At 37.1% G+C, this 20461-nt stretch carries 23 protein-coding genes; 22 read left to right on the top strand and 1 reads right to left on the bottom strand.

Annotated elements, in window-relative coordinates:
- Positions 1-99 precede the first annotated feature (99 nt).
- From ndk to MHH81_RS07250, 16 genes are all read left to right on the top strand, one after another.
- Positions 100-546 carry a nucleoside-diphosphate kinase gene (gene ndk, locus MHH81_RS07175; RefSeq protein WP_340919544.1) on the top strand — a complete coding sequence of 149 codons (447 nt, stop codon included), beginning with the start codon at positions 100-102 and terminating at the stop codon, positions 544-546.
- Positions 547-658: 112 nt separating this feature from the next.
- A complete protein-coding gene (locus MHH81_RS07180; RefSeq protein WP_340919547.1) occupies positions 659-1429 on the top strand; it encodes a CheR family methyltransferase in 771 nt (256 codons plus the stop codon).
- 103 nt (positions 1430-1532) lie between these two features.
- Complete coding sequence (gene aroC, locus MHH81_RS07185) at positions 1533-2714, top strand: chorismate synthase (protein WP_340919549.1); 1182 nt, start codon at positions 1533-1535, stop codon at positions 2712-2714.
- 3 nt (positions 2715-2717) lie between these two features.
- Positions 2718-3803: a 3-dehydroquinate synthase gene (gene aroB / locus MHH81_RS07190; protein WP_340919551.1), complete on the top strand. Its 1086-nt coding sequence runs from the start codon at positions 2718-2720 to the stop codon at positions 3801-3803.
- Between the two features lie 3 nt (positions 3804-3806).
- Positions 3807-4169: a chorismate mutase gene (gene aroH / locus MHH81_RS07195; protein ID WP_340919553.1), complete on the top strand. Its 363-nt coding sequence runs from the start codon at positions 3807-3809 to the stop codon at positions 4167-4169.
- Between the two features lie 136 nt (positions 4170-4305).
- Positions 4306-5406 carry a histidinol-phosphate transaminase gene (hisC, locus tag MHH81_RS07200; RefSeq protein WP_340925159.1) on the top strand — a complete coding sequence of 367 codons (1101 nt, stop codon included), beginning with the start codon at positions 4306-4308 and terminating at the stop codon, positions 5404-5406.
- A complete protein-coding gene (locus MHH81_RS07205; RefSeq protein ID WP_340919555.1) occupies positions 5406-6506 on the top strand; it encodes a prephenate dehydrogenase in 1101 nt (366 codons plus the stop codon). The genes hisC and MHH81_RS07205 overlap by 1 nt, the downstream gene beginning before the upstream one ends.
- Before the next feature lie 16 nt (positions 6507-6522).
- Positions 6523-7824 (top strand): 3-phosphoshikimate 1-carboxyvinyltransferase, encoded by a 1302-nt coding sequence (aroA, locus tag MHH81_RS07210; RefSeq protein WP_340919557.1) that lies wholly within the window; start codon positions 6523-6525, stop codon positions 7822-7824.
- 696 nt (positions 7825-8520) lie between these two features.
- Positions 8521-9765, top strand: a complete 1245-nt coding sequence (locus tag MHH81_RS07215) for a tetratricopeptide repeat protein (protein WP_445678075.1) — start codon at positions 8521-8523, stop codon at positions 9763-9765.
- A gap of 20 nt (positions 9766-9785) precedes the next feature.
- A complete protein-coding gene (locus tag MHH81_RS07220; protein WP_340919559.1) occupies positions 9786-10337 on the top strand; it encodes a ReoY family proteolytic degradation factor in 552 nt (183 codons plus the stop codon).
- A gap of 11 nt (positions 10338-10348) precedes the next feature.
- Positions 10349-10795 carry a YpiF family protein gene (locus tag MHH81_RS07225; RefSeq protein ID WP_340919561.1) on the top strand — a complete coding sequence of 149 codons (447 nt, stop codon included), beginning with the start codon at positions 10349-10351 and terminating at the stop codon, positions 10793-10795.
- 155 nt (positions 10796-10950) lie between these two features.
- The gene (locus MHH81_RS07230; protein WP_340919563.1) at positions 10951-11454 is read left to right on the top strand and encodes a QcrA and Rieske domain-containing protein; all 504 of its coding nucleotides are present in this window, start codon (positions 10951-10953) and stop codon (positions 11452-11454) included.
- A gap of 21 nt (positions 11455-11475) precedes the next feature.
- Positions 11476-12150: a menaquinol-cytochrome c reductase cytochrome b subunit gene (gene qcrB, locus MHH81_RS07235; protein ID WP_340919565.1), complete on the top strand. Its 675-nt coding sequence runs from the start codon at positions 11476-11478 to the stop codon at positions 12148-12150.
- Positions 12151-12191: 41 nt separating this feature from the next.
- Positions 12192-12971, top strand: coding sequence for a menaquinol-cytochrome c reductase cytochrome b/c subunit (locus tag MHH81_RS07240; protein WP_340919566.1), 780 nt, complete (start codon positions 12192-12194; stop codon positions 12969-12971).
- Between the two features lie 64 nt (positions 12972-13035).
- Positions 13036-13632 (top strand): DUF1405 domain-containing protein, encoded by a 597-nt coding sequence (locus MHH81_RS07245; protein ID WP_340919568.1) that lies wholly within the window; start codon positions 13036-13038, stop codon positions 13630-13632.
- Between the two features lie 60 nt (positions 13633-13692).
- Positions 13693-14370, top strand: coding sequence for a zinc metallopeptidase (locus MHH81_RS07250; RefSeq protein ID WP_340925163.1), 678 nt, complete (start codon positions 13693-13695; stop codon positions 14368-14370).
- A gap of 122 nt (positions 14371-14492) precedes the next feature.
- Here the strand turns inward: MHH81_RS07250 and MHH81_RS07255 are convergent, their stop codons facing one another.
- The gene (locus MHH81_RS07255) at positions 14493-15362 is read right to left on the bottom strand and encodes a YitT family protein (RefSeq protein WP_340919570.1); all 870 of its coding nucleotides are present in this window, start codon (positions 15360-15362) and stop codon (positions 14493-14495) included.
- Between the two features lie 108 nt (positions 15363-15470).
- On the opposite strand from MHH81_RS07255, the gene MHH81_RS07260 reads away from it, so the two are divergent.
- The 6 genes from MHH81_RS07260 to MHH81_RS07285 are packed head-to-tail and all read left to right on the top strand — an operon-like array spanning position 15471 to position 20293.
- The gene (locus MHH81_RS07260) at positions 15471-15803 is read left to right on the top strand and encodes a nucleotide pyrophosphohydrolase (protein ID WP_340925164.1); all 333 of its coding nucleotides are present in this window, start codon (positions 15471-15473) and stop codon (positions 15801-15803) included.
- A 2-nt stretch (positions 15804-15805) separates the two neighbouring features.
- Entirely contained in the window at positions 15806-16582 is a 777-nt protein-coding gene (gene dapB / locus MHH81_RS07265; protein WP_340925165.1) for a 4-hydroxy-tetrahydrodipicolinate reductase, read from the top strand.
- Between the two features lie 10 nt (positions 16583-16592).
- Entirely contained in the window at positions 16593-17000 is a 408-nt protein-coding gene (gene mgsA / locus MHH81_RS07270) for a methylglyoxal synthase (RefSeq protein ID WP_340919573.1), read from the top strand.
- Positions 17001-17012: 12 nt separating this feature from the next.
- On the top strand, positions 17013-18143 hold the full coding sequence (gene bshA, locus MHH81_RS07275; RefSeq protein ID WP_340919574.1) for an N-acetyl-alpha-D-glucosaminyl L-malate synthase BshA: 1131 nt from the start codon (positions 17013-17015) through the stop codon (positions 18141-18143).
- Positions 18061-19329, top strand: a complete 1269-nt coding sequence (locus MHH81_RS07280; protein WP_340919576.1) for a CCA tRNA nucleotidyltransferase — start codon at positions 18061-18063, stop codon at positions 19327-19329. Before bshA ends, MHH81_RS07280 begins: the two co-directional genes overlap by 83 nt.
- Positions 19313-20293 carry a biotin--[acetyl-CoA-carboxylase] ligase gene (locus MHH81_RS07285; RefSeq protein WP_340919578.1) on the top strand — a complete coding sequence of 327 codons (981 nt, stop codon included), beginning with the start codon at positions 19313-19315 and terminating at the stop codon, positions 20291-20293. The genes MHH81_RS07280 and MHH81_RS07285 overlap by 17 nt, the downstream gene beginning before the upstream one ends.
- The last annotated feature ends 168 nt before the right edge of the window (positions 20294-20461 follow it).

Below are 20461 nucleotides of genomic sequence, written 5' to 3' on the forward strand. Positions count from 1 at the left end.
TCAGTGAAGGCCAATTTAATTTGAAAATAATGCATTAAAGTGATATTATTTGTAACGGTGGAGAATTTAATCCATTTTATATTTGAAGGAGTGTTATTCATGGAAAAAACATTTTTAATGGTAAAACCTGATGGCGTACAACGTAACTTAATCGGTGAAATCGTAAGTCGTTTTGAGAAAAAAGGATATCAATTAGTTGGAGCTAAATTAATGCAAATTCCAGCAGAATTAGCTGAACAACATTATGGCGAGCATAAAGAACGTCCATTCTTTGGCGAATTAGTAGAATTCATCACTTCTGGACCAGTTTTCGCAATGGTTTGGGAAGGTGAAAATGTTATTTCCACAGCACGTCTTATGATGGGTGCTACAAATCCAAAAGAATCTGCTCCAGGAACTATTCGTGGAGACTTCGCAGTAACTGTGGGCAAAAACATTATTCACGGTTCTGATTCACCTGAAAGCGCTGAACGCGAAATCGGCTTATTCTTCAACAAAGAAGAATTAGTAGCTTACGCTAAAGACGCTAACAACTGGATTAACTAATTTTAAAAATAAAAAGACAGACAAATGTTCACATTTGTCTGTCTTTTTCTATTTTCGAAACGAATCGTTTGAGATATACTAAATATAGGCTAGTTGAAAGGAACGATGTCATTTGCCAGATTATATAAAATTTGTGGATTCCATTAAGCGTAAAACAGGTATTGATCTTGCAGCTTACAAAGAAGCACAGATGAAACGTCGACTTACTTCCTTATATGAAAAAAAGGGGTATAAAAACTTCCTTACGTTTTTTGAGGCGCTCGACAAAGACAGAGACCTCATGAATGAGTTTCTAGATAGAATGACGATTAATGTATCGGAATTTTATCGGAATGGAAAGCGGTGGGAGATATTACAAACTAAAATATTCCCCAAGTTACTTGCTAACAACAAACGCTTAAAAATATGGAGTGCAGCTTGTTCGACAGGGGAAGAACCATATACAACAGCTATGGTTTTATCTAACCATATCCCTTTATCACAAATAGCTATTCAAGCGACAGATTTAGATGAAAATGCGATTCAACGTGCAAAAGTTGGAATTTATCCAGAGCGATCACTTGCTGAAGTTCCAGATGAAATGAAGAGCAAATATTTTGAGCAACAAAATCAATTTTATAAAGTGGACGACGCTATTAAGAAAACAGTAACATTTAGAAAACATAATTTATTAAAAGATACATATGAGAAAAACTTTGATTTAATTATTTGTCGAAATGTGATGATTTATTTTACGGAAGAAGCAAAAGATCAAATTTATCAAACCTTCAGTGATTCCCTTCGTTCAGGAGGCATTTTGTTTGTAGGTAGTACAGAACAAATATTTAATCCAGGGAAATACGGATTTGAAACGGAAGATACATTCTTTTATCGTAAAAAATAAACTGTCCGGAGAAAAAACGGACAGTTTTTCTTCTATACTTTGAAATAGTTTTTATGATATAGTGGAGAACAAATACTTTAGCGAGTTGAAGGGGGAAAGTGTTGTGCGTTATTTAACAGCAGGTGAGTCACATGGACCACAACTAACAGCAATTATTGAAGGGTTACCAGCACAATTAGAAATTACAAGTGAAGAGATTAATAAAGAATTGAAGAGACGTCAAGGTGGGCATGGTAGAGGTAGACGCATGCAAATTGAAAAAGATACAGTTGCCATAACAGCTGGTGTTCGTCACGGAAAATCTTTAGGATCACCAGTTTGTCTAGTAGTAAATAATGATGATTGGAAACATTGGACAAATATCATGGGGATTGAACCACTAGGAGAAGAAATTGATCCTGAGGATATTAAAAGACAAATTACTAGACCACGCCCAGGACATGCAGATTTAGTTGGAGGTATGAAATACGGCCATCGTGATTTGCGAAACGTGTTAGAGCGTTCTTCTGCTAGAGAAACGACTGTAAGAGTTGCCGTAGGAGCAGTAGCAAAACAATTATTAAGTCAATTAGGAATCTCCATTGTTGCTCATGTTACAAAAATTGGTGGAATTGAAGCGAATCTAGATTTAGCTGCTGAAAAAACGATTGAAGAGATTCGAGCGATTGTGGAAGCGGATCCTGTTTACTGTTTAGATTCGGAAGCTTCTGAAAAAATGGTAGAAGCGATCGACCATGCTAAAAAAGCAGGAGATACTATTGGTGGAGTAGTAGAGGTTATTATAGCAGGAATGCCAGCTGGAGTTGGTAGTTACGTCCATTATGATCGAAAATTAGACGCTAAACTCGCAATGGCGATGATGAGTATTAACGCATTTAAAGGAGTAGAGGTTGGTTTAGGATTTGAAATGGCGAATCTATTTGGAAGCCAAGTACATGACCAAATCTCTTGGAATGAAGATAAAGGTTATACGCGTGACACAAATAGACTTGGTGGTTTAGAGGGCGGAATGTCTACAGGCATGCCAATCGTTATTCGAGGAGTAATGAAACCAATCCCAACACTATATAAACCATTACAAAGCGTAGATATTGATACAAAAGAGCCTTTTAAAGCGAGTATTGAAAGATCCGATAGCTGTGCTGTACCAGCTGCTTCGGTAGTGGCAGAGGCAGTTATTGCTTGGGAGATTGCAGCAGCGGTATTAGATACTTTTAATGGAGATCAACTAGATACGTTAAAAGCAGACATAGAAAGACATCGTGCTTATACAAAGGGGTTTTAAACCATGATTATCCCGGTAAAAACGAAAGATACTTCGTACGAGGTGCATTTAGGTGAAAACATATTAAGCGAGTTTTGTATTCGACATGCAGAAACTTTAGAAAAAGTAGATCAGTTAGTCATTATTACGGACGAGCATGTTTGGAGTTTACATGAACAATATGTTCGTGAACATTTTACATTCCCATTTAAACTTTTTATCGTTCCAAATGGAGAAGCATGTAAAACATTTGAGTCTTATTTCAATGTTCAAACGTTTTTATTACAAGAAAATTGTTCAAGAAACTCTGCTCTTTTCGCATTAGGAGGAGGTGCTGTCGGAGATTTAACTGGATTTGTTGCAGCTACATTTATGCGAGGAATTCCATTCTATCAAATACCAACAACTATTCTAGCTCATGATAGTGCAGTTGGAGGAAAGACAGCCATTAATCATCCAAACGGGAAAAATATGATTGGTGCTTTTTATCAACCAGCGGAAGTGCTATATGATTTTCACTTCCTAGCAACCTTACCTGAAAAAGAAGTCCGTTCCGGTCTTGCGGAAGTTATTAAACACGCGTTAATTAGTGACCAAGTCTGGATGGAAGAGTTTTTCTCGCTATCTAGTATGGAATCTATCGACAAAGTAGAACTGCTCATTTGGCTTGAAAAAGGGATTCGCGTCAAAGCACATATAGTCGAGCTTGATGAAAAAGAGCAATCTTATCGAAAGTATTTAAACTTTGGACATACATATGGCCATGCTATCGAAGCTACTGTCGGTTACGGGAAAATCACACATGGAGAAGCAGTCATGATTGGTATGATTCCTGCTTTAATGTTAAGTGAAATAAATGGTGAAGTAGAACAAGGCTATGCAAAGAAAGTCTATTATTTTGCGAATAGCCTTGGATATAATTTTCAGCATGTACTAAATTGTCCATTCGAGGATTTAGCGGGTTTTATGCTGAAAGATAAGAAAACGACCAATGGGGAACTTCATTTTGCATTACTTCAAACCATCGGAGAACCATTTGTAAAAGTTATTTCCATGGATGAAGTGAAGAAATGTGATGGACAATTGAGGGAATGGATCAAGGAGGCGTAGAAATTGATTAGAGGCGTAAGAGGGGCAATAACTGTAACGGAAGATTCAAATGACCAAGTGCTACAAGAAACAGTACGACTTGTTCAAGAAATGATAAAAGCAAATGACCTTGATCCAGAGACAGTTGCTTCGGTTATTATTTCAACAACGACAGACATTACGTCTGCTTTTCCTGCTAGAGCTGTTCGCGGGTTAGAAGGTTGGAGTTATGTACCAGTAATGTGTACGCACGAAATGAACGTTCCAGGTGCGCTTGAGAAATGTATCCGATTATTAATGCATGTTAATACAGAAAAAGCACAACATGATATTCAACATATTTACTTAAACAATGCTGTTCAATTGAGGCCTGATTTAGTTAAATAAATGGCGATGTTAAACTACATAATTGTTATTTGGTAGAATCCGCTCCCTCTACGCGGATTCTACCGCAAATTATATGCTAAGAAACAACAGTAAAATAAAACAGTGCCAAATAAATAAAAGAGATGAGGTTTTTATGATGAAATTTAAAAAACAAATTGCTGGTTTACAAGCATACCAACCTGGAAAAACAATGGACGAAGTAAAAAAAATGTATAACTTAGAAAAGGTAACAAAACTTGCATCAAACGAGAATCCATATGGTGCATCTCCCAAAGTAAAAGAGTACTTAAATAATGCCAATGTAGACTATGCCATTTATCCAGATGGATATGCTACTAAACTTAGAACTGCTGTAGCACAACATTTAAATGTATCAGAAAAACAATTATTATTTGGAAACGGATCGGATGATAATATTCTCATCGTTTCTCGAGCAATACTTCAGCCAGGTTTAAATACGGTTGTAGCAGATATAACATTCGGTCAATACAAACATAATGCAGTTGTCGAAGGAGCAGAAGTCCGTGCAATCCCACTAACAGAAAAAGGTGAACATGATCTAGAAAAAATGGCAGAAGCAGTAGATGAAAATACTGCAATTGTATGGATTTGTAACCCAAATAATCCAACTGGAACACTAACACCTAGTGACAAAATTAGAGCTTTCGTTGAAAAAGTACCAAGCGATGTATTGATCGTGTTAGATGAAGCCTATACAGAATATATAACAGATGATACATATGAAGGTTCTATTGGATTATTAGAAAAATATCCAAATGTTCTAATCATGCGTACATTTTCTAAAGCTTATGGCTTAGCGAGCTTCCGAGTTGGATATGCCATAGGTTCAGAAGAAGTAATTAGCCAGCTTGAACCAACACGCGAACCATTCAATAACACATTGTTAAGCCAGGAAGTCGCAATTATTGGTTTAGAGGATCAAGCATTTATTGCCGAGTGTAAAGAAAAAAATAATGCTGGCAGAGCTCAATTTGAAGTATTTTGCAAAGAGCGTAATCTCGATTTCTATCCTTCCCATACAAATTTTATTCTAATGGAAGTAAAAGCAGATAGTGATGTGGTGTTCCAAGGATTGATGAAGCGTGGGTTTATTGTTCGTAGTGGAAATGCGCTAGGTAAACCAGGATATCTTCGAATTACCATTGGTACGGAGGAACAAAATACAGAGCTATTACAAAAATTAGACGAGGTTTTACAAGAGGAAGGCGTACTATAATGAAGCAAACAGTTCTCATCATTGGTCTAGGATTAATAGGGGGATCTTTAGCGCTGGGTTTAAAGCGAAATGAAGAGATCACGATCATAGGCCATGACTCGTATAGTCACACCCTTCAAACAGCAAAAAGAATTGGTGTCATTGATGAGATGGCCGTCCAGATAACAGATGCTACTGAATGTGCAGACGTTATTGTATTTGCTACTCCTGTCAGTGAAACCATACGATTGATGAAAGAAATGCCTAACTGGCATATAAAGAAGCATGTCATTGTTACAGATACAGGAAGTACAAAAAAAGAAATTATGAGTGCGGCCGAAGAGCTAAAAAATGCTGGTATTACGTTCATTGGTGGACATCCAATGGCTGGTTCACATAAAAGTGGTGTTGAAGCAGCGAGAGCACATTTATTTGAGAATGCCTACTATTTATTAACACCTTTTCCTGGTGAAAATAAAGCTGAGGTCAAGATTCTTTCGGACTTATTGCAGGTGACAAAAGCGAAAGTAGTAGAAGTGAGCGCAGAGGAACATGATCATATGACCGCTGTAGTCAGCCACTTTCCTCACTTAGTTGCGGCTTCGCTTGTGCACCAGCTTGCTGGAGAAAATGAACAATTTCCATTTACTAAGCAACTTGCTGCAGGAGGCTTTCGTGATTTAACAAGAATTGCTTCTGCAAATCCGATTATGTGGCGAGACATTACCGTCCAAAATCGGACTGAATTAAGCAATCAATTACAAGTGTGGACGGAAGAGATGATTAAGCTACAAAATCTTTTATTACACGCAAATGCGGAAGACATTGAAGCATACTTCTCTAAAGCAAAAAAGGTTCGAGATGAATTGCCAATTACTGCGCAAGGTGCGATGTACACCGTATATGACTTATATGTGGATATTCCAGACTATCCTGGTGTTATCTCTGAAATTACGGGTTATTTAGCAGAAGACCGTATCAGTATTACAAATTTACGAATAGTTGAAACGCGCGAGGATATATTTGGTATTCTAGTTATCAGTTTTCAGACGATAGATGACCGGGCTAAAGCAGTTGCATGTATAGCAAATAAAACGACATTTGAAACGTATATTTCTTAGGGGAGGTAAAAGGACGATGGTAACTAGCAAAACATTAGATTATGGGCAACCTTCCTTACAAGGAACAATTCGTATACCTGGAGACAAGTCTGTTTCTCACCGCTCCATAATGTTTGGTTCTATTGCGGAAGGTACGACGACTGTAGAAGGTTTCTTGCAAAGTGACGACTGTTTAAGTACGATTGATTGCTTTTCGAAGCTTGGAGTAGAAATTACGGTGGATGGAGAATATGTTCGTATCGAAAGTAACGGAATCCAAGCATGGAATGAACCAAACGAAATTTTATATACTGGTAACTCGGGTACGACCACTCGACTGATGCTTGGAATTTTAGCAGGCTCTCCCATTTCTTCTGTATTAATTGGTGATGAGTCCATTCAAAAACGTCCGATGAAACGTGTCACGAATCCTTTAAAGCAAATGGGTGCAAAGCTAATTGGTAGAGAAAATGGGCAGTATACACCAATTGCAGTGGAGGGAACAAGTTTACAATCTATACACTACAAAATGCCTGTTGCTAGTGCACAGGTGAAATCTGCTATTCTTCTAGCTGCTTTAAATGCTGAGGGAGAAACAGTTGTAGAAGAAATAGAAACTTCTCGTGACCACACGGAAAAAATGCTACAACATTTTGGTGCTAGCGTTTCGGTAGAAGACAGAACTATACGCCTCCAAGGTGGACAAAAGCTTACCGGGACACATGTTGTCGTACCTGGAGATATATCGTCTGCTGCATTCTTTTTAGCAGCAGGTGCAATTGTCCCTAATACTAAGCTCACTTTAACAAACGTTGGGTTAAATCCGACAAGAACTGGAATAGTGGATGTACTGCAAGCGATGGGTGCAAAGTTATGCATCAATGATTCGGAAAATAATAGTCATGAACAAATGGGTACGATTGAAATCGAGACCTCTGAAGTAACTGGAACTGAAATCGGTGGAGATCTCATCCCACGACTTATTGATGAAATTCCGATTATTGCTTTATTGGCAACACAAGCAGTCGGAAAAACAGTAATTAAAAACGCAGAAGAATTAAAAGTCAAAGAGACTAATCGAATTGACGCGGTTGTGAATGAACTGAAAAAACTCGGTGCGAACATCACCGCAACAGATGACGGCATGATTATAGAAGGGCCAACATCTCTGCATGGTGGAGAGTTAAAAACCTATGGTGATCATCGAATTGGGATGATGGCTGCGATTGCAGCTCTAATTACTTCTAGTGCTGTTACAATTGATAATCCAGAATGTATTTCCGTGTCATATCCAAACTTTTTTGAGCAACTGGATAGCGTTGTTTTAGCATCCCTGTGATGAAAACAATTCATATTAATTTTATGACACGCTCCTTCTGAACGAATCTGATAACTGTGAGCGACATTATTTTTCATGTCACTCACGGTTTTTTTAGTAGATTGAGCTGTGTTTTATCAGGGGACATATAATTGGTGTGGTCAGTAATTATAAGGACATAATTAAAAAGTAGTTGTATATTGTATTGAAAATCTAGGTATTTCATATAAATGGTCTTCACGAGAGGCTACCTAATACGCTATCTGCTTCTAAGGTAATTACTATTTCATAAGTATATTCTCGTCCCTTATATTTTTCTCTCATACTTTCAATTATGAAAATATCATTATTTACCTTGATATCTTCAGGAGAATAATATTGTAACTCTCCATTATAATCTGATGGCCAATCTTGTAAATTCCAATTCTTCCATGAAAATTCATTTTTAAATTCATCTCTCCATATAAGTTTCCATTCCTCGTTACTTTATCTATCTATGTACTCTTTTTGTGCAGACTTGGACTTTTGTTCAATCTATCTGCAGAATTATTGGTGATAAAAAAATTCTAATTTCAGAATTTGGAACTTTTTTCAACATTTTAAAAAGCTTTTAAGTGTGATAAAACTATGAACTCTGGTTCATTGAAGGATTTTCTCTTGTATGACATGAATCTGTCCTGTACGATAAATAGGACACTAGAAGGACGGGTGATTTTATTGAATAAATTACAACCATTTTTGGAAGCAATGGAAGAAGGAAATATTGAGAAGCTAAGTGTAATATTGGATGCTTTTTTATTAGATGGAAATCCAGATGAGCAATACGAACTCGCGGATTTATTAACACAATATGGTTTTTTACAAGAGGCTTTACAAGTTTTGGAACATTTGCAATATTTGTTCCCGGAAGAGAATCAGTTAAAAATTGATCAAGCTCAGCTTTACTTAGAATTGGATAAGGAAGATGACGCTTTAGAAATGCTGACAATGGTTGAAAAGTCAAGTGAAGCATATCCACAAGCGCTGCTAACGCTAGCTGATTATTATCAAATGATTGGCCTATATGAAGTTGCTGAACAAAAAATAAATGAAGCTATTGCTTTATTGCCATCTGAACCTCTTCTTTTGTATGCAAAAGGAGAACTTTTATTTGAAACAGGTCGATATTTGGAAGCTGCTCGATTAATGGAGGATTTAGTACCGCATCAAGAAACGTTGCAAGGGGTCAATTTATCGCTTAAGTTAGCTGAAGTTTATAGTGCCGGAGCAGCATACGAAGAAGCGATCCCTTATTATACGGAGGCTTTAGAAAAAGAGGTAGCACCTGATGTTTTATTTCATGCTGCCTATGCGTCTTTTCAAGTACAGCATTATGAAACAGCTGCAAAACATTTAGAAAGTTTATTAGAAATTGATCCGGATTATTTCTCTGGCTATATGTTACTTGCTGAAACGTATGCAATGCTAGAGAAAAATGAGGAAGCATTAAAGACAATAACAGATGGAATTGCTCGAGATGAATTTGAAAAAGAATATTATTTATTTGCAGGTAAAATTTCTTTGAAATTGGGTAGAGTGAAAGAAGCGGAATCATTTTTGCGTGAAGCCATTGCATTGGATCCTGAATATATGGAGGCAATTTTCATCCTTTCTTCTCTATTTTCTTCAGAAGAGAAGGATCATGAGTTAATCGACCTATATGAAACGCTGAAACAAGAACATTTTGAATGGTCTTCCATGTATCCATTTTTAGCTGCTGCATACGAGCGTTTAGAATTATATGAAAAAGCATACGAATTTTATAAGCTAGCATATACTGAACATAAAGAGGATGCTCCATTCTTACAGGAGTACGTTTATTTCCTGTTAGAGGAAGGGAAAAGAGACGAAGCGCTTGAAGTAATATCCATATTGCAGATACTTCAGCCAGAAAATAGTGAATGGTTTGACATGTTGGAATAAATAAAGGAAGGAGAGGTTACGTGACTGCTTCTGTTTCAGTTGGCGAGAAAAAAGAATTTGTTCGTTGGTTTCTAAAAAAGTATCAAATGAAGAGAAGAGAGTGCGTTTGGATTTTGAATTACCTAATAAGTCACGAAACACTGTTGAATAACGTCCATTTTGTAGAGGAAGCACATTACTGCCCTAGAGCTATGATAATGTCTGTTACTACTTCCTCGGGCATCCCTTTTCGATTTTATAAAGGGAGTATTATGACCGCTGATGCGGAAAAGTCTTTTCACGATTTACGTTTGCATCCAGAAGAAGATATGTATATTCAGCTGAACTTTCAAACACTACCACCAAGTCCAGAGTATTTGGCGGTACTAGAAGAAAATCCTTTTATGCCAAAATATTTGCATATTAGTGAGAAAGACAAACTTATTGCCGAAGATATATTAACAGAAAGTCTTCATTCATTTCAGGTAGAACAATTAAAAAAGCAAATCGATCAAGCAATTGATGAAAATAATAAAGAAAAATTTCTAGAACTTTCCACGTTATGGAAACAACTACAACAAAGAGAAAATTAGGAGAGATAGTCATGCATTGGAACGGAAAAGATAGTGCAGTATTTCTAGCACAAAAAGAATATATAGATACAGCAGTGATTCCGCTAATATTAATCGACGGTTCGGAGCATGGATTTCAATTTGCAGCATCTGCAGCTGATTTTACTTTATCCTTAGCGAATGTGATTGAAAATCAATTCAAAGGAAGGATTGTTTTATTTCCTTCCTTTTCTTATACAAGAAGTCAGGACAAGCAACTAGTAATGAAAATTTGGAAAGATGAGTTAAATCAAGTAGGATTTAAGCATATATTTTTCGTTACTTCTGATAGAGATTGGAGTACAATGGCTGAGGAAGAAAATGTGATTTGGACACCATCCGTGCCACTCGACTCTATGGATCAAAAAATGAGGAATTCTGTCTTAGAAGACCAACTCCGACAACTCATTCCGATTTTTGCAACAAAATGGGCAAAATAGTGACATTTTCAATCATTTGTTCACAAAGTTCATAATTCGCGTCATTGGAATATTGACCTTCTATTTTAGTTGATATATCATGTATATGTCCTAGTATTATTATTTCAAGCAAGTATGTCCATTGGACTGACCTTTAAGTAAGAGGGGGGAAAAGGATGAGTAACAATAAAGTATCAAGACGTCAATTTCTAAGTTATACCTTAACTGGTGTTGGCGGATTCATGGCTGCAGGAATGCTTATGCCTATGGTACGTTTTGCAGTTGATCCTATATTGCAAAAAAAAGAAGGCGGAGATTTCGTACTAACTGAAAAGAAAATTGCAGATATTACGGATACTCCAGTACGTGTAGATTTCACTTATGAACAGGTGGATGCATGGTACAAGTCTGATGTAACAAATTCTGCATGGGTTTACAAAGAAGGAGATAGTATTATTGCACTTTCTCCAGTATGTAAGCATCTAGGTTGTACCGTAAACTGGGAAGGTGACCCAGCGCACAAAAATCAATTCTTCTGTCCATGTCATGGTGGTCGCTATGAGAAAACCGGAAAGAATGTTCCAAAAACACCACCTCTAGGTCCGTTGGATCAATTTGAAGTTCGTGAAAATGACGGTTTCTTAGAAATTGGAAAAGCTATACCTAACACATTAGTTTAAAAGTAAGGGGGTACGACATCAGTGCTTAATAAAATCTATGATTGGGTGGATGAACGTCTAGATATTACACCTATTTGGCGTGATATTGCAGACCACGAAGTACCAGAACACGTAAACCCCGCACACCATTTCTCTGCATTTGTTTATTGTTTCGGAGGACTAACATTCTTCATTACTGTAATTCAAATTTTATCTGGTATGTTTTTAACAATGTACTATGTACCAGACATTGAAAATGCATGGGAATCTGTTTACTACCTTCAAAATGAAGTAGCATTCGGTGAAATTGTGCGTGGGATGCATCACTGGGGAGCGTCTCTTGTTATCGTTATGATGTTCTTACATACATTACGTGTATTCTTTACTGGTTCTTATAAAAAACCTCGTGAACTAAACTGGATGGTTGGAGTATTAATCTTCGCTGTTATGCTAGGTTTAGGATTTACAGGTTACTTACTTCCTTGGGACATGAAAGCATTGTTCGCAACGAAAGTAGGTATTGAAATTGCAGCATCTGTACCAGTTATTGGTGGAGTAATTAAAACACTTTTAGCTGGTGATGAAACAATCATCGGTGCTCAAACATTGACAAGATTCTTTGCGATTCATGTGTTCTTCTTGCCAGCTGCACTGTTTGCATTACTAGCAGCTCACTTTATCATGATTCGTCGTCAAGGTATTTCTGGACCACTATAATGGGTAAGTGGTACAGATAATTCTTACAAGGAGGGGACATTATGCATCGCGGTAAAGGTATGAAATTTGTTGGTGACTCACGTATTACAGATCCAGCTAGCAGACCAAAGAAAACTCCGAAAGACTATTCTGAGTATCCTGGTAAAACAGAAGCTTTCTGGCCTGATTTTTTATTGAAAGAATGGTTAGTCGGTGCTGTTTTCTTAGTAGGTTATCTAGTTTTAACTGTTGCACATCCGTCGCCACTTGAACGTCCAGCTGATCCAGCGGACACAGGATATATTCCAGTACCTGACTGGTATTTCTTATTCTTATATCAGTTATTAAAGTATGAATTTGCGTCAGGTCCTTTTAATGTTATTGGAGCAATCATTATTCCAGGTTTAGCATTTGGTTCACTTTTATTAGTACCATTCCTAGACACTAGTAAGGAAAGAAGTCCATGGAAACGTCCTTTACCAACTGGCTTTATGTTGCTAGCACTAGCTGCAATGATTTTCTTAACATGGGAATCAGTTGTAAACCATGACTGGGAAGCTGCTGCAGAATACGGTAAAATAAAAGAAGAGGTTTCAGTTGAATTTGATGAAACTTCGGAAGGCTATCAGCTATATCAAGCCTCGTCTTGTATTGGCTGTCACGGTAACGCATTTGAAGGTGGTATAGGTTTACCGTTAGTAGGCGTAGAGTTAACTGCTGACGAAATCGTTAATATTGCCCATGAGGGTCGTGGTGGTATGCCAGGTGGTACTTACCAAGGTACTGAAGAAGAACTTCACAAGCTTGCAGAGTTTATTACAACTTTACAGCCAGCAGAATAACTTTTAAAAAAAAGAGAGTCAGGAAACTGGCTCTCTTTTTTTACTATTATGAAGGAGCGTATACATGAAAGACATGATAACGTATTTGAAATTAATGCTCTTTAATAAATCCTTTATGTGGTTATTGTTCTTTGTTAACTTAGTGGGCACTATTTATGGCTACATTTGGTATGAAGGACAATTGTCCGTAACGGAGTCTAAATTCCTTCTATTTGTTCCGGATAGTCCAACAGCAAGTTTATTTTTTACCATCGCATTACTGGGATGGCTGTTAAAACAAAATTGGAAGTTGATTGAGGCACTTGCTTTAATTACGTTGGTAAAATACGGATTATGGGCAGTTGTCATGAATATCTGGATGTATATTGAAAATGACTATCTTGGTTGGATGGGCTGGATGCTCGTTGCTTCCCACTTTGCAATGGCACTGCAAGCTGTGTTATACATTCCTTTTTATCGATTTACTTGGGTGCATATACTTATAGCCTCTGTATGGACATTGCATAATGATGTCATTGACTATGTGTTTGGACAAATGCCTGTTTATCGAAGTCTGGACCAATATGCGGCTAATATTGGCTATTTCACGTTTTGGTTATCCATAGCATGTATTGGTCTTGCTATTATCGTTTATCAAAAAAGCATAAAGCGAATTAGTTGATTGCACGTCCATTTCCTATTAAAATAATAAGTATAGATTGAGAGGGGGAAATAACTGATGATGAATTATATCGTATATTTTGCAGTAATACTGTTATTGCCGATATATGCACAAATGAAAGTGAAAAGTACGTATAAAAAATATTCTAAAGTTAGATCTACTTCTGGTATGACTGGTGCACATGTGGCTAGATCTATTTTAGATGCAAATGGATTATACGACGTGAAAGTAGTTGAAAGTCGTGGATTCTTAAGTGACCATTACAATCCTATGACTAAAATTGTAGCGTTGTCTTCTCATAACTATCATGAGGCATCCGTGGCTGGAGCAGCGATTGCAGCCCATGAGGTCGGCCATGCTATTCAACATAAAGAGTCTTATTCTTTCCTAACATTAAGACATAAGCTAGTTCCTGTTGCTAATATTTCTTCCAACGCTTCATGGATTTTCATAATGATAGGTATGCTAGCAAGTTTTTCTAGTTTGTTATTAGTAGGGATTGTTCTCCTTGCAGCAGGTGTTTTGTTCCAAATTGTAACACTTCCTGTCGAATTTAATGCTTCTAATCGTGCCATGGATCAAATGGTGTCTTTAGGAGTTATCCGTAATGAAGAAGAACGTCATGCGAAAAAAGTATTAAATGCAGCTGCGTTAACATATGTTGCAGCAGCAGCAGTTGCAGTTCTTGAGCTCGTACGTTTAATATTAATCTACACAGGTATGACAAGAGACGAGTAGAATATTTGAAAAGGATTGTCCCGTCAAATTTGACGAGGGACAATCCTTTTTTAAAGCTAGGCTCTGTTAAACGAACATGTTATTACCTACCAAAAATCACTACACTTTCCTTTGGTCATTTCTCAGTCTAAAGGTCGTTTTTCATCGTCCAGCGTAAATCCTTCGCCCATTACATCGTTAGTTTCAGTAACAGAAACGAATGCATGAGGATCCACAGCTGTAATAATTGATTTTAAGCGAACGATTTCATTTTTGCCTATGACACAATATAAAATTTCTCGCTCTTTTTTCGTATAATGGCCGTAACCTCTTAAAACTGTTACACCGCGTTCCATTTCGTTCGTGATTCGGTTAGCAATTGCGTCTTGATGTTCAGAAATGATAAATGCACCACGAGCAGCATATCCGCCTTCTTGCACAAAATCAATGACTCTTGCTCCAACGAACACTGCAACAAGTGTATACATCATGGAACGAATATCTAAGAAGGTGAGCCAAGAAAGTAAAATTACTACTGCGTCAAACATGAACATGGTTTTTCCCATGCTCCATCCAAGATACTTTTGAGCGAGTCGAGCAATGATGTCTACTCCACCTGTAGTACCTCCTGCGCGGAAAATTATACCGAGTCCTGTACCAATGAATACACCTGCAAATAACGATGCTAGAAATAGGTCGTCATTTATTCCAATTTGTATTTCATACGTTTGAAATACTTTAAGGAATACAGATACTGAGATTGTTCCAATTATTGTATAGTAAAATACTTTACGTCCAAGTAGTTTCCATCCAATGATAAACATAGGTATATTAAGTAATAAGTTCATTAAAGCTACATCCCAATGAAATACGAAGTATAGTATCAATGTAATTCCAGAAAATCCACCTTCACCAAGTGCATTTTGCATATTGAAATGTACAAATCCAAAGCTAAATATCGCAGATCCAATAATAATCATGATAATATTTTTTAATTTTAATCCAAGACCCATTGTTTCACCTCTTTTAATAATACATACTTAATGTATTATCGATTATTTTATTGATTTTGACAACTACAGGTGATATTTATTACGATGAGAGAAGGAGAGTGAAGAATGATGAAAGAAAAGAAGACGTTATATGCGCTTCAAAATGAAGTGGATTCATACATAAACCAGTTTAAAGAGGGATACTTTCCTCCAATGGAACTTTTGGCAAGATTAACAGAAGAGTTAGGAGAGCTTTCTAGAGAGGTACAACATAAGTACGGAACGAAGAAAAAGAAGCAGACAGAAGTCGACAAAGAACTTGCCGATGAAATGGGAGATTTCTTTTTTGTATTAATTTGTATGGCTAATGCAGAAGGAATTGATTTGCAAGATTCTCTTCAAAGTGTATTACATAAATACAATACTCGGGATAAAGATCGTTGGACTAAAAAGGAGGACTAATGATGGTTATTAAAGTTGCAGTGGCAGGACCAAGAGGCAGAATGGGAAGAGAAGCAATAGATACTATTCTTAAAAACCCTGAATTTCGTTTAGTAAGTGTGTTAGACAGTAAAAAAGATTTAGTCTATTTAGGAGAAAGCATCTCTGTCTTTACTTCGTTAAAAGAATTAATTGAGCAAACAGAACCGGATGTATTAGTAGACTTAACGGTTCCTTCAAGCGTTTTCGATCATGCTATGACGGCTTTAGAGTATGGGGTAAGACCTGTTATTGGCACAACGGGCTTTACTGAATTACAATTAGATGAAATAAGCAACAAAGTAAAAGAGAAAAAGGTTGGTTGTATAATTGCTCCAAATTTCTCTATAGGTGCTGTTCTTATGATGAAATTTGCACAAACGGCAGCTAAGTACTTACCGAATGTAGAAATAATTGAAATGCATCATGATCAAAAAGTGGATGCTCCTTCAGGTACAGCAATGAAAACAGTACAAATGATTCAAGCTGTAAGAGAGAATGTGGAACAAGGACATCCAGAGGAAGAGGAAATAGTAGAAGGGGCACGAGGGGCAAACATAGAAGGCCTGCATATACATAGTGTTCGTTTACCTGGATTAGTCGCACATCAACAAGTTTTACTTGGTGGGGAAGGACAACTACTCACATTACGTCACGATTCGTTTAACCGCTCATCGTTCATGTCAGGTATCGTTTTATCAATTAATGAAATAATGAAGCGAAATACGCTAATTTACGGTTTAGAAGACATTATTTTATAGGAGTGACAACATGAGAATCGCTTTAGTTGCACATGACAAGAAAAAAGAAGATTTAATTCAATTTGTAACTGCATATAAAAATATATTAGAAGAACATGAATTGTTTGCTACAGGAACGACTGGAACGCGTATTATGAGTGAGGTAGGATTAACATTATTTAGATATAAGTCAGGACCTCTCGGTGGCGATCAGCAAATAGGGTCCGCTATTGCTAATAATGAAATGGATATGGTTATTTTTTTCCGAGATCCACTTACTGCGCAACCACATGAGCCAGATGTTTCTGCTTTAATTCGACTTTGTGATGTGTATCAAATTCCACTCGCGACGAATATGGGAACCGCGGAAATATTATTAAAAGGGATAGAAGAAGGCTTTTTAGATTGGCGATTGTTAGAAGAAAGACGTTCACGTTAAGGAAGTGAAGTTATGCGAAAATTGAAAATAGGTATTACTTGTTATCCATCTGTTGGTGGATCCGGTGTCATTGCAACGGAGCTTGGCAAAATGCTAGCGGAAAGAGGTCATGAGATTCATTTTATAACTTCTAGTGTACCTTTCCGTTTAAATAAAATGTATCCAACCATAACGTATCACCAAGTGGAAGTAAACAACTATTCTGTTTTTCAATATGCACCTTATGATATTGCGCTTGCGAATAAAATGGCGGAAGTTATTGTAGATGAGCAGCTAGACGTGCTACATGTTCATTATGCAATACCTCACGCCGTCTGTGCAATTCTTGCAAGAGATATGGCGAATTCCAATATTGGGATTGTCACAACGTTGCATGGCACAGATATTACAGTCCTTGGATATGATTCATCGCTGTCAGGTGCTATTCGTTATGGTATTGAAAAATCGGATATTGTGACAGCTGTTTCCAATTCTTTAGTTAACCAAACGATGGAATTAATATCTCCTCATAAAGAAATAGAAACTGTTTATAATTTTGTCGATGAACGAGAGTATAGAAAGAAGGATCCTGGTAACCTAAAAGAACTTTTTGGAATCAGACCGGAAGAAAAAGTGGTAATTCATGTATCTAATTTTAGAAAAGTAAAGCATGTGCCAGATGTTGTAAAAAGCTTTGAACTAATCCGACAAGAGGTACCAGCGAAATTGTTATTAGTTGGTGATGGACCGGAAAAGCATCCGGTCATGGAATATGTAAAAGGTACATCTATGGAAAAAGATGTTTTGTTTTTAGGTAAACAAGAGAATCTATCTGAACTTTATGCTATTTCCGATTTAATGTTACTTCTTTCAGAAAAAGAATCGTTTGGATTAGTTTTGTTAGAAGCAATGGCGTGTGAGGTACCTTGCATAGGTACAAATGTTGGCGGCATTCCAGAAGTTATCACTCATGGTGAGAATGGCTATTTAGTTGAACTAGGTGATATTGGAAAAGTTGCAGAATACGGTATAAAAATATTACAAGATCCTAGTTTACATAAGCGATTAAGGGAGAACTCTCTTGAGATTACGCAAGAGCGATTTAGTTCATCAAAAATTGTGGAACAATATGAAGCAATGTACGAAAGAGTGGCGAGAAAATAACATGATGAGAAACCGGTGGCCAGATGCTTATAAAGTAATTGAAACGCTTGAAAATGCTGGCTTCGAAGCATTTGTTGTAGGAGGTGCGGTCCGCGATTTTGTCCGAAATATAAATGCAAATGACGTGGATGTAACAACGAATGCAACACCGAGCGATGTCAAACAGTTATTTCATCACACGATAGATGTAGGAATTGAGCATGGAACAGTGTTGATTGTACTAGAGGAGACTATTGAGGTAACTACTTATCGTTCCGAAGCGACCTACTCCGATTTTCGTAGGCCCGATGAAGTTATATTTGTTCGATCCCTACAAGAAGATTTACAACGGCGTGATTTTACGATGAATGCCATGGCGTTAACGAAATCTGATGAGGTAATCGATTATTTCAATGGTAGGGAAGATATTAACAAGCAAATTATTCAAGCGGTAGGAGATCCTAAGCAACGATTCTCCGAAGATGCATTAAGGATGCTTCGAGCTGTTCGTTTTTCAGCTCAGTTGAATTTTACATTACATACAAGTACTTTTGAGGCAATCCAAACACTCCATGCACTTATCTCCCATGTTTCGATGGAAAGAGTAAAAGTAGAGCTTGAAAAAATTTGGGCTAGTAAACATGTAGGAAAAGGGATGGATTTATTTATTTCTACTAATTTAGCAAAAAACTTTCTTGGAGATTGGTCTTCTTATCAAAAAAGCTGGGAGAATTTTTCTAGCTTTGGAAATCCAGCGAATGGATGGGCATATTTTGTGCTCATGCAGCAACCTACGGAAGTAAATGCTATCCTCTCCTTTTATAGATGTTCTAATGCCGAAAAAGCACATGTGAAAAATGTAGTGAAGGCGGTAGACCAACTACAAAAGGGAGATTGGACGCCTTATGACTTTTTTCAGTTTACGGAAGAAGTATTAGTAATTGCTGCAAGCTATGCAAAAGCTATATGGAATAAGGATGTTCCTTATACAGAGGAAGATATTCATCACATGAAAGCCTCCATTCCTATTTCGACTGTTAAAGATATTGTGGTAAGTGGTCATGATTTTATGGAGTGGACAGGACGAAAAAGCGGTCCGTGGATTAGGGAAGTTCTTGAAAACGCAACGCTCTCGATAGTAAATAACAGGTTAAAAAATGATAGAAAACATATAAAGGAATGGTTTTTTCATGAATATCCCAATTAAAGAAAAGATTCTTTCCCAATTACTAGGTGCAGAGGGAATCCCGATTTCAGGCCAAAAGCTTGCTGACGAATTAAAAATTTCTCGCACCATGATTTGGAAACATTTAAAAAGTATTGAGGATGACGGCTATGTTATAGAGGCTATCAAGAAAAAAGGATATGTCTTGAAATCAATCCCTGACATTGTCTCGCCTGAACGAATAACTCCCAATTTACAAACAGAGTACTTAGGAAGAAATATTGTCTATTATCCTGTTTGTGATTCCACTCAAAATATCGCAGCTTCCATAGCAAGGGAAGGTGCCCCTCATGGAACAGTTGTTATTACGGAGGAACAAACAGCTGGTAGAGGAAGACTAGAACGTAGTTGGGATTCGTCTGCAAATAAAGGGATTTGGATGAGTGTCATCATTCGCCCGGAAATAAGTCCACAATTTGCAGCGCAATTTACATTGGTTTCTGCTGTAGCTATAGCACGTGCAATTGAAGATACGACCAAATGTTCACCAAATATAAAATGGCCAAATGACTTACAGATCAACGGGAAAAAAGTGACAGGAATTTTAACAGAACTGCAAGCTGATATGGATCGAGTCCAGTCAATTATTATCGGTATTGGCGTAAATGTAAATCAGGAGATCGATGCGTTTGAACAATCCATTCAATCCATCGCTACTTCCATAAAAATAGAGTCCGGCGATGAAATAGATCGTGTGGTTCTAGTAGCTAAAATTCTAGATTATCTGGAAAAGTATTCGAATATATATGTTGAAAATGGCTTTGAACCAATTAAAATACTTTGGGAAAGTTATAATTGCACGATAGGTAAACGTATTCGAGCAAACTTACTGCGGGAAACGTTAGAAGGCGTTGCGATTGGCATTACAAACGATGGAGTACTAGAGCTTCAACTAGATAATGGAGAAATTCGAGGTATTTACTCGGCAGATATTCATCTAATTTAATTATGAGAAGATAATTTGGACGTAGCCAATATTTTCTGTTATTCTGTATGCGTAGGGCAGTATCTGAATAGAACTGCACCTGTTGTAATTTGCAATTCAATTGAATAGTCTGCCTTGATCTATGATTGACAGGGACGGAGAAAACCTACTAATTTACATTTTCTGCCC

The sequence above is a fragment of the Psychrobacillus sp. FSL H8-0484 genome (assembly GCF_038005325.1).
Lineage (GTDB): Bacteria > Bacillota > Bacilli > Bacillales_A > Planococcaceae > Psychrobacillus.

Bases quoted from the DNA above. Each gene is read 5' to 3' on its own strand.
- ndk (WP_340919544.1), top strand. From the start codon at position 100: ATGGAAAAAACATTTTTAATGGTAAAACCTGATGGCGTACAACGTAAC.
- mgsA (WP_340919573.1), top strand. From the start codon at position 16,593: ATGAGAATCGCTTTAGTTGCACATGACAAGAAAAAAGAAGATTTAATT.
- MHH81_RS07250 (WP_340925163.1), top strand. From the start codon at position 13,693: ATGAATTATATCGTATATTTTGCAGTAATACTGTTATTGCCGATATAT.
- MHH81_RS07205 (WP_340919555.1), top strand. From the start codon at position 5,406: ATGAAGCAAACAGTTCTCATCATTGGTCTAGGATTAATAGGGGGATCT.
- MHH81_RS07240 (WP_340919566.1), top strand. From the start codon at position 12,192: ATGCATCGCGGTAAAGGTATGAAATTTGTTGGTGACTCACGTATTACA.
- MHH81_RS07230 (WP_340919563.1), top strand. From the start codon at position 10,951: ATGAGTAACAATAAAGTATCAAGACGTCAATTTCTAAGTTATACCTTA.
- MHH81_RS07260 (WP_340925164.1), top strand. From the start codon at position 15,471: ATGAAAGAAAAGAAGACGTTATATGCGCTTCAAAATGAAGTGGATTCA.
- hisC (WP_340925159.1), top strand. From the start codon at position 4,306: ATGAAATTTAAAAAACAAATTGCTGGTTTACAAGCATACCAACCTGGA.
- MHH81_RS07245 (WP_340919568.1), top strand. From the start codon at position 13,036: ATGAAAGACATGATAACGTATTTGAAATTAATGCTCTTTAATAAATCC.
- MHH81_RS07225 (WP_340919561.1), top strand. From the start codon at position 10,349: ATGCATTGGAACGGAAAAGATAGTGCAGTATTTCTAGCACAAAAAGAA.
- MHH81_RS07285 (WP_340919578.1), top strand. From the start codon at position 19,313: ATGAATATCCCAATTAAAGAAAAGATTCTTTCCCAATTACTAGGTGCA.
- aroB (WP_340919551.1), top strand. From the start codon at position 2,718: ATGATTATCCCGGTAAAAACGAAAGATACTTCGTACGAGGTGCATTTA.
- bshA (WP_340919574.1), top strand. From the start codon at position 17,013: ATGCGAAAATTGAAAATAGGTATTACTTGTTATCCATCTGTTGGTGGA.
- dapB (WP_340925165.1), top strand. From the start codon at position 15,806: ATGGTTATTAAAGTTGCAGTGGCAGGACCAAGAGGCAGAATGGGAAGA.
- aroA (WP_340919557.1), top strand. From the start codon at position 6,523: ATGGTAACTAGCAAAACATTAGATTATGGGCAACCTTCCTTACAAGGA.
- MHH81_RS07255 (WP_340919570.1), bottom strand. From the start codon at position 15,362: ATGGGTCTTGGATTAAAATTAAAAAATATTATCATGATTATTATTGGA.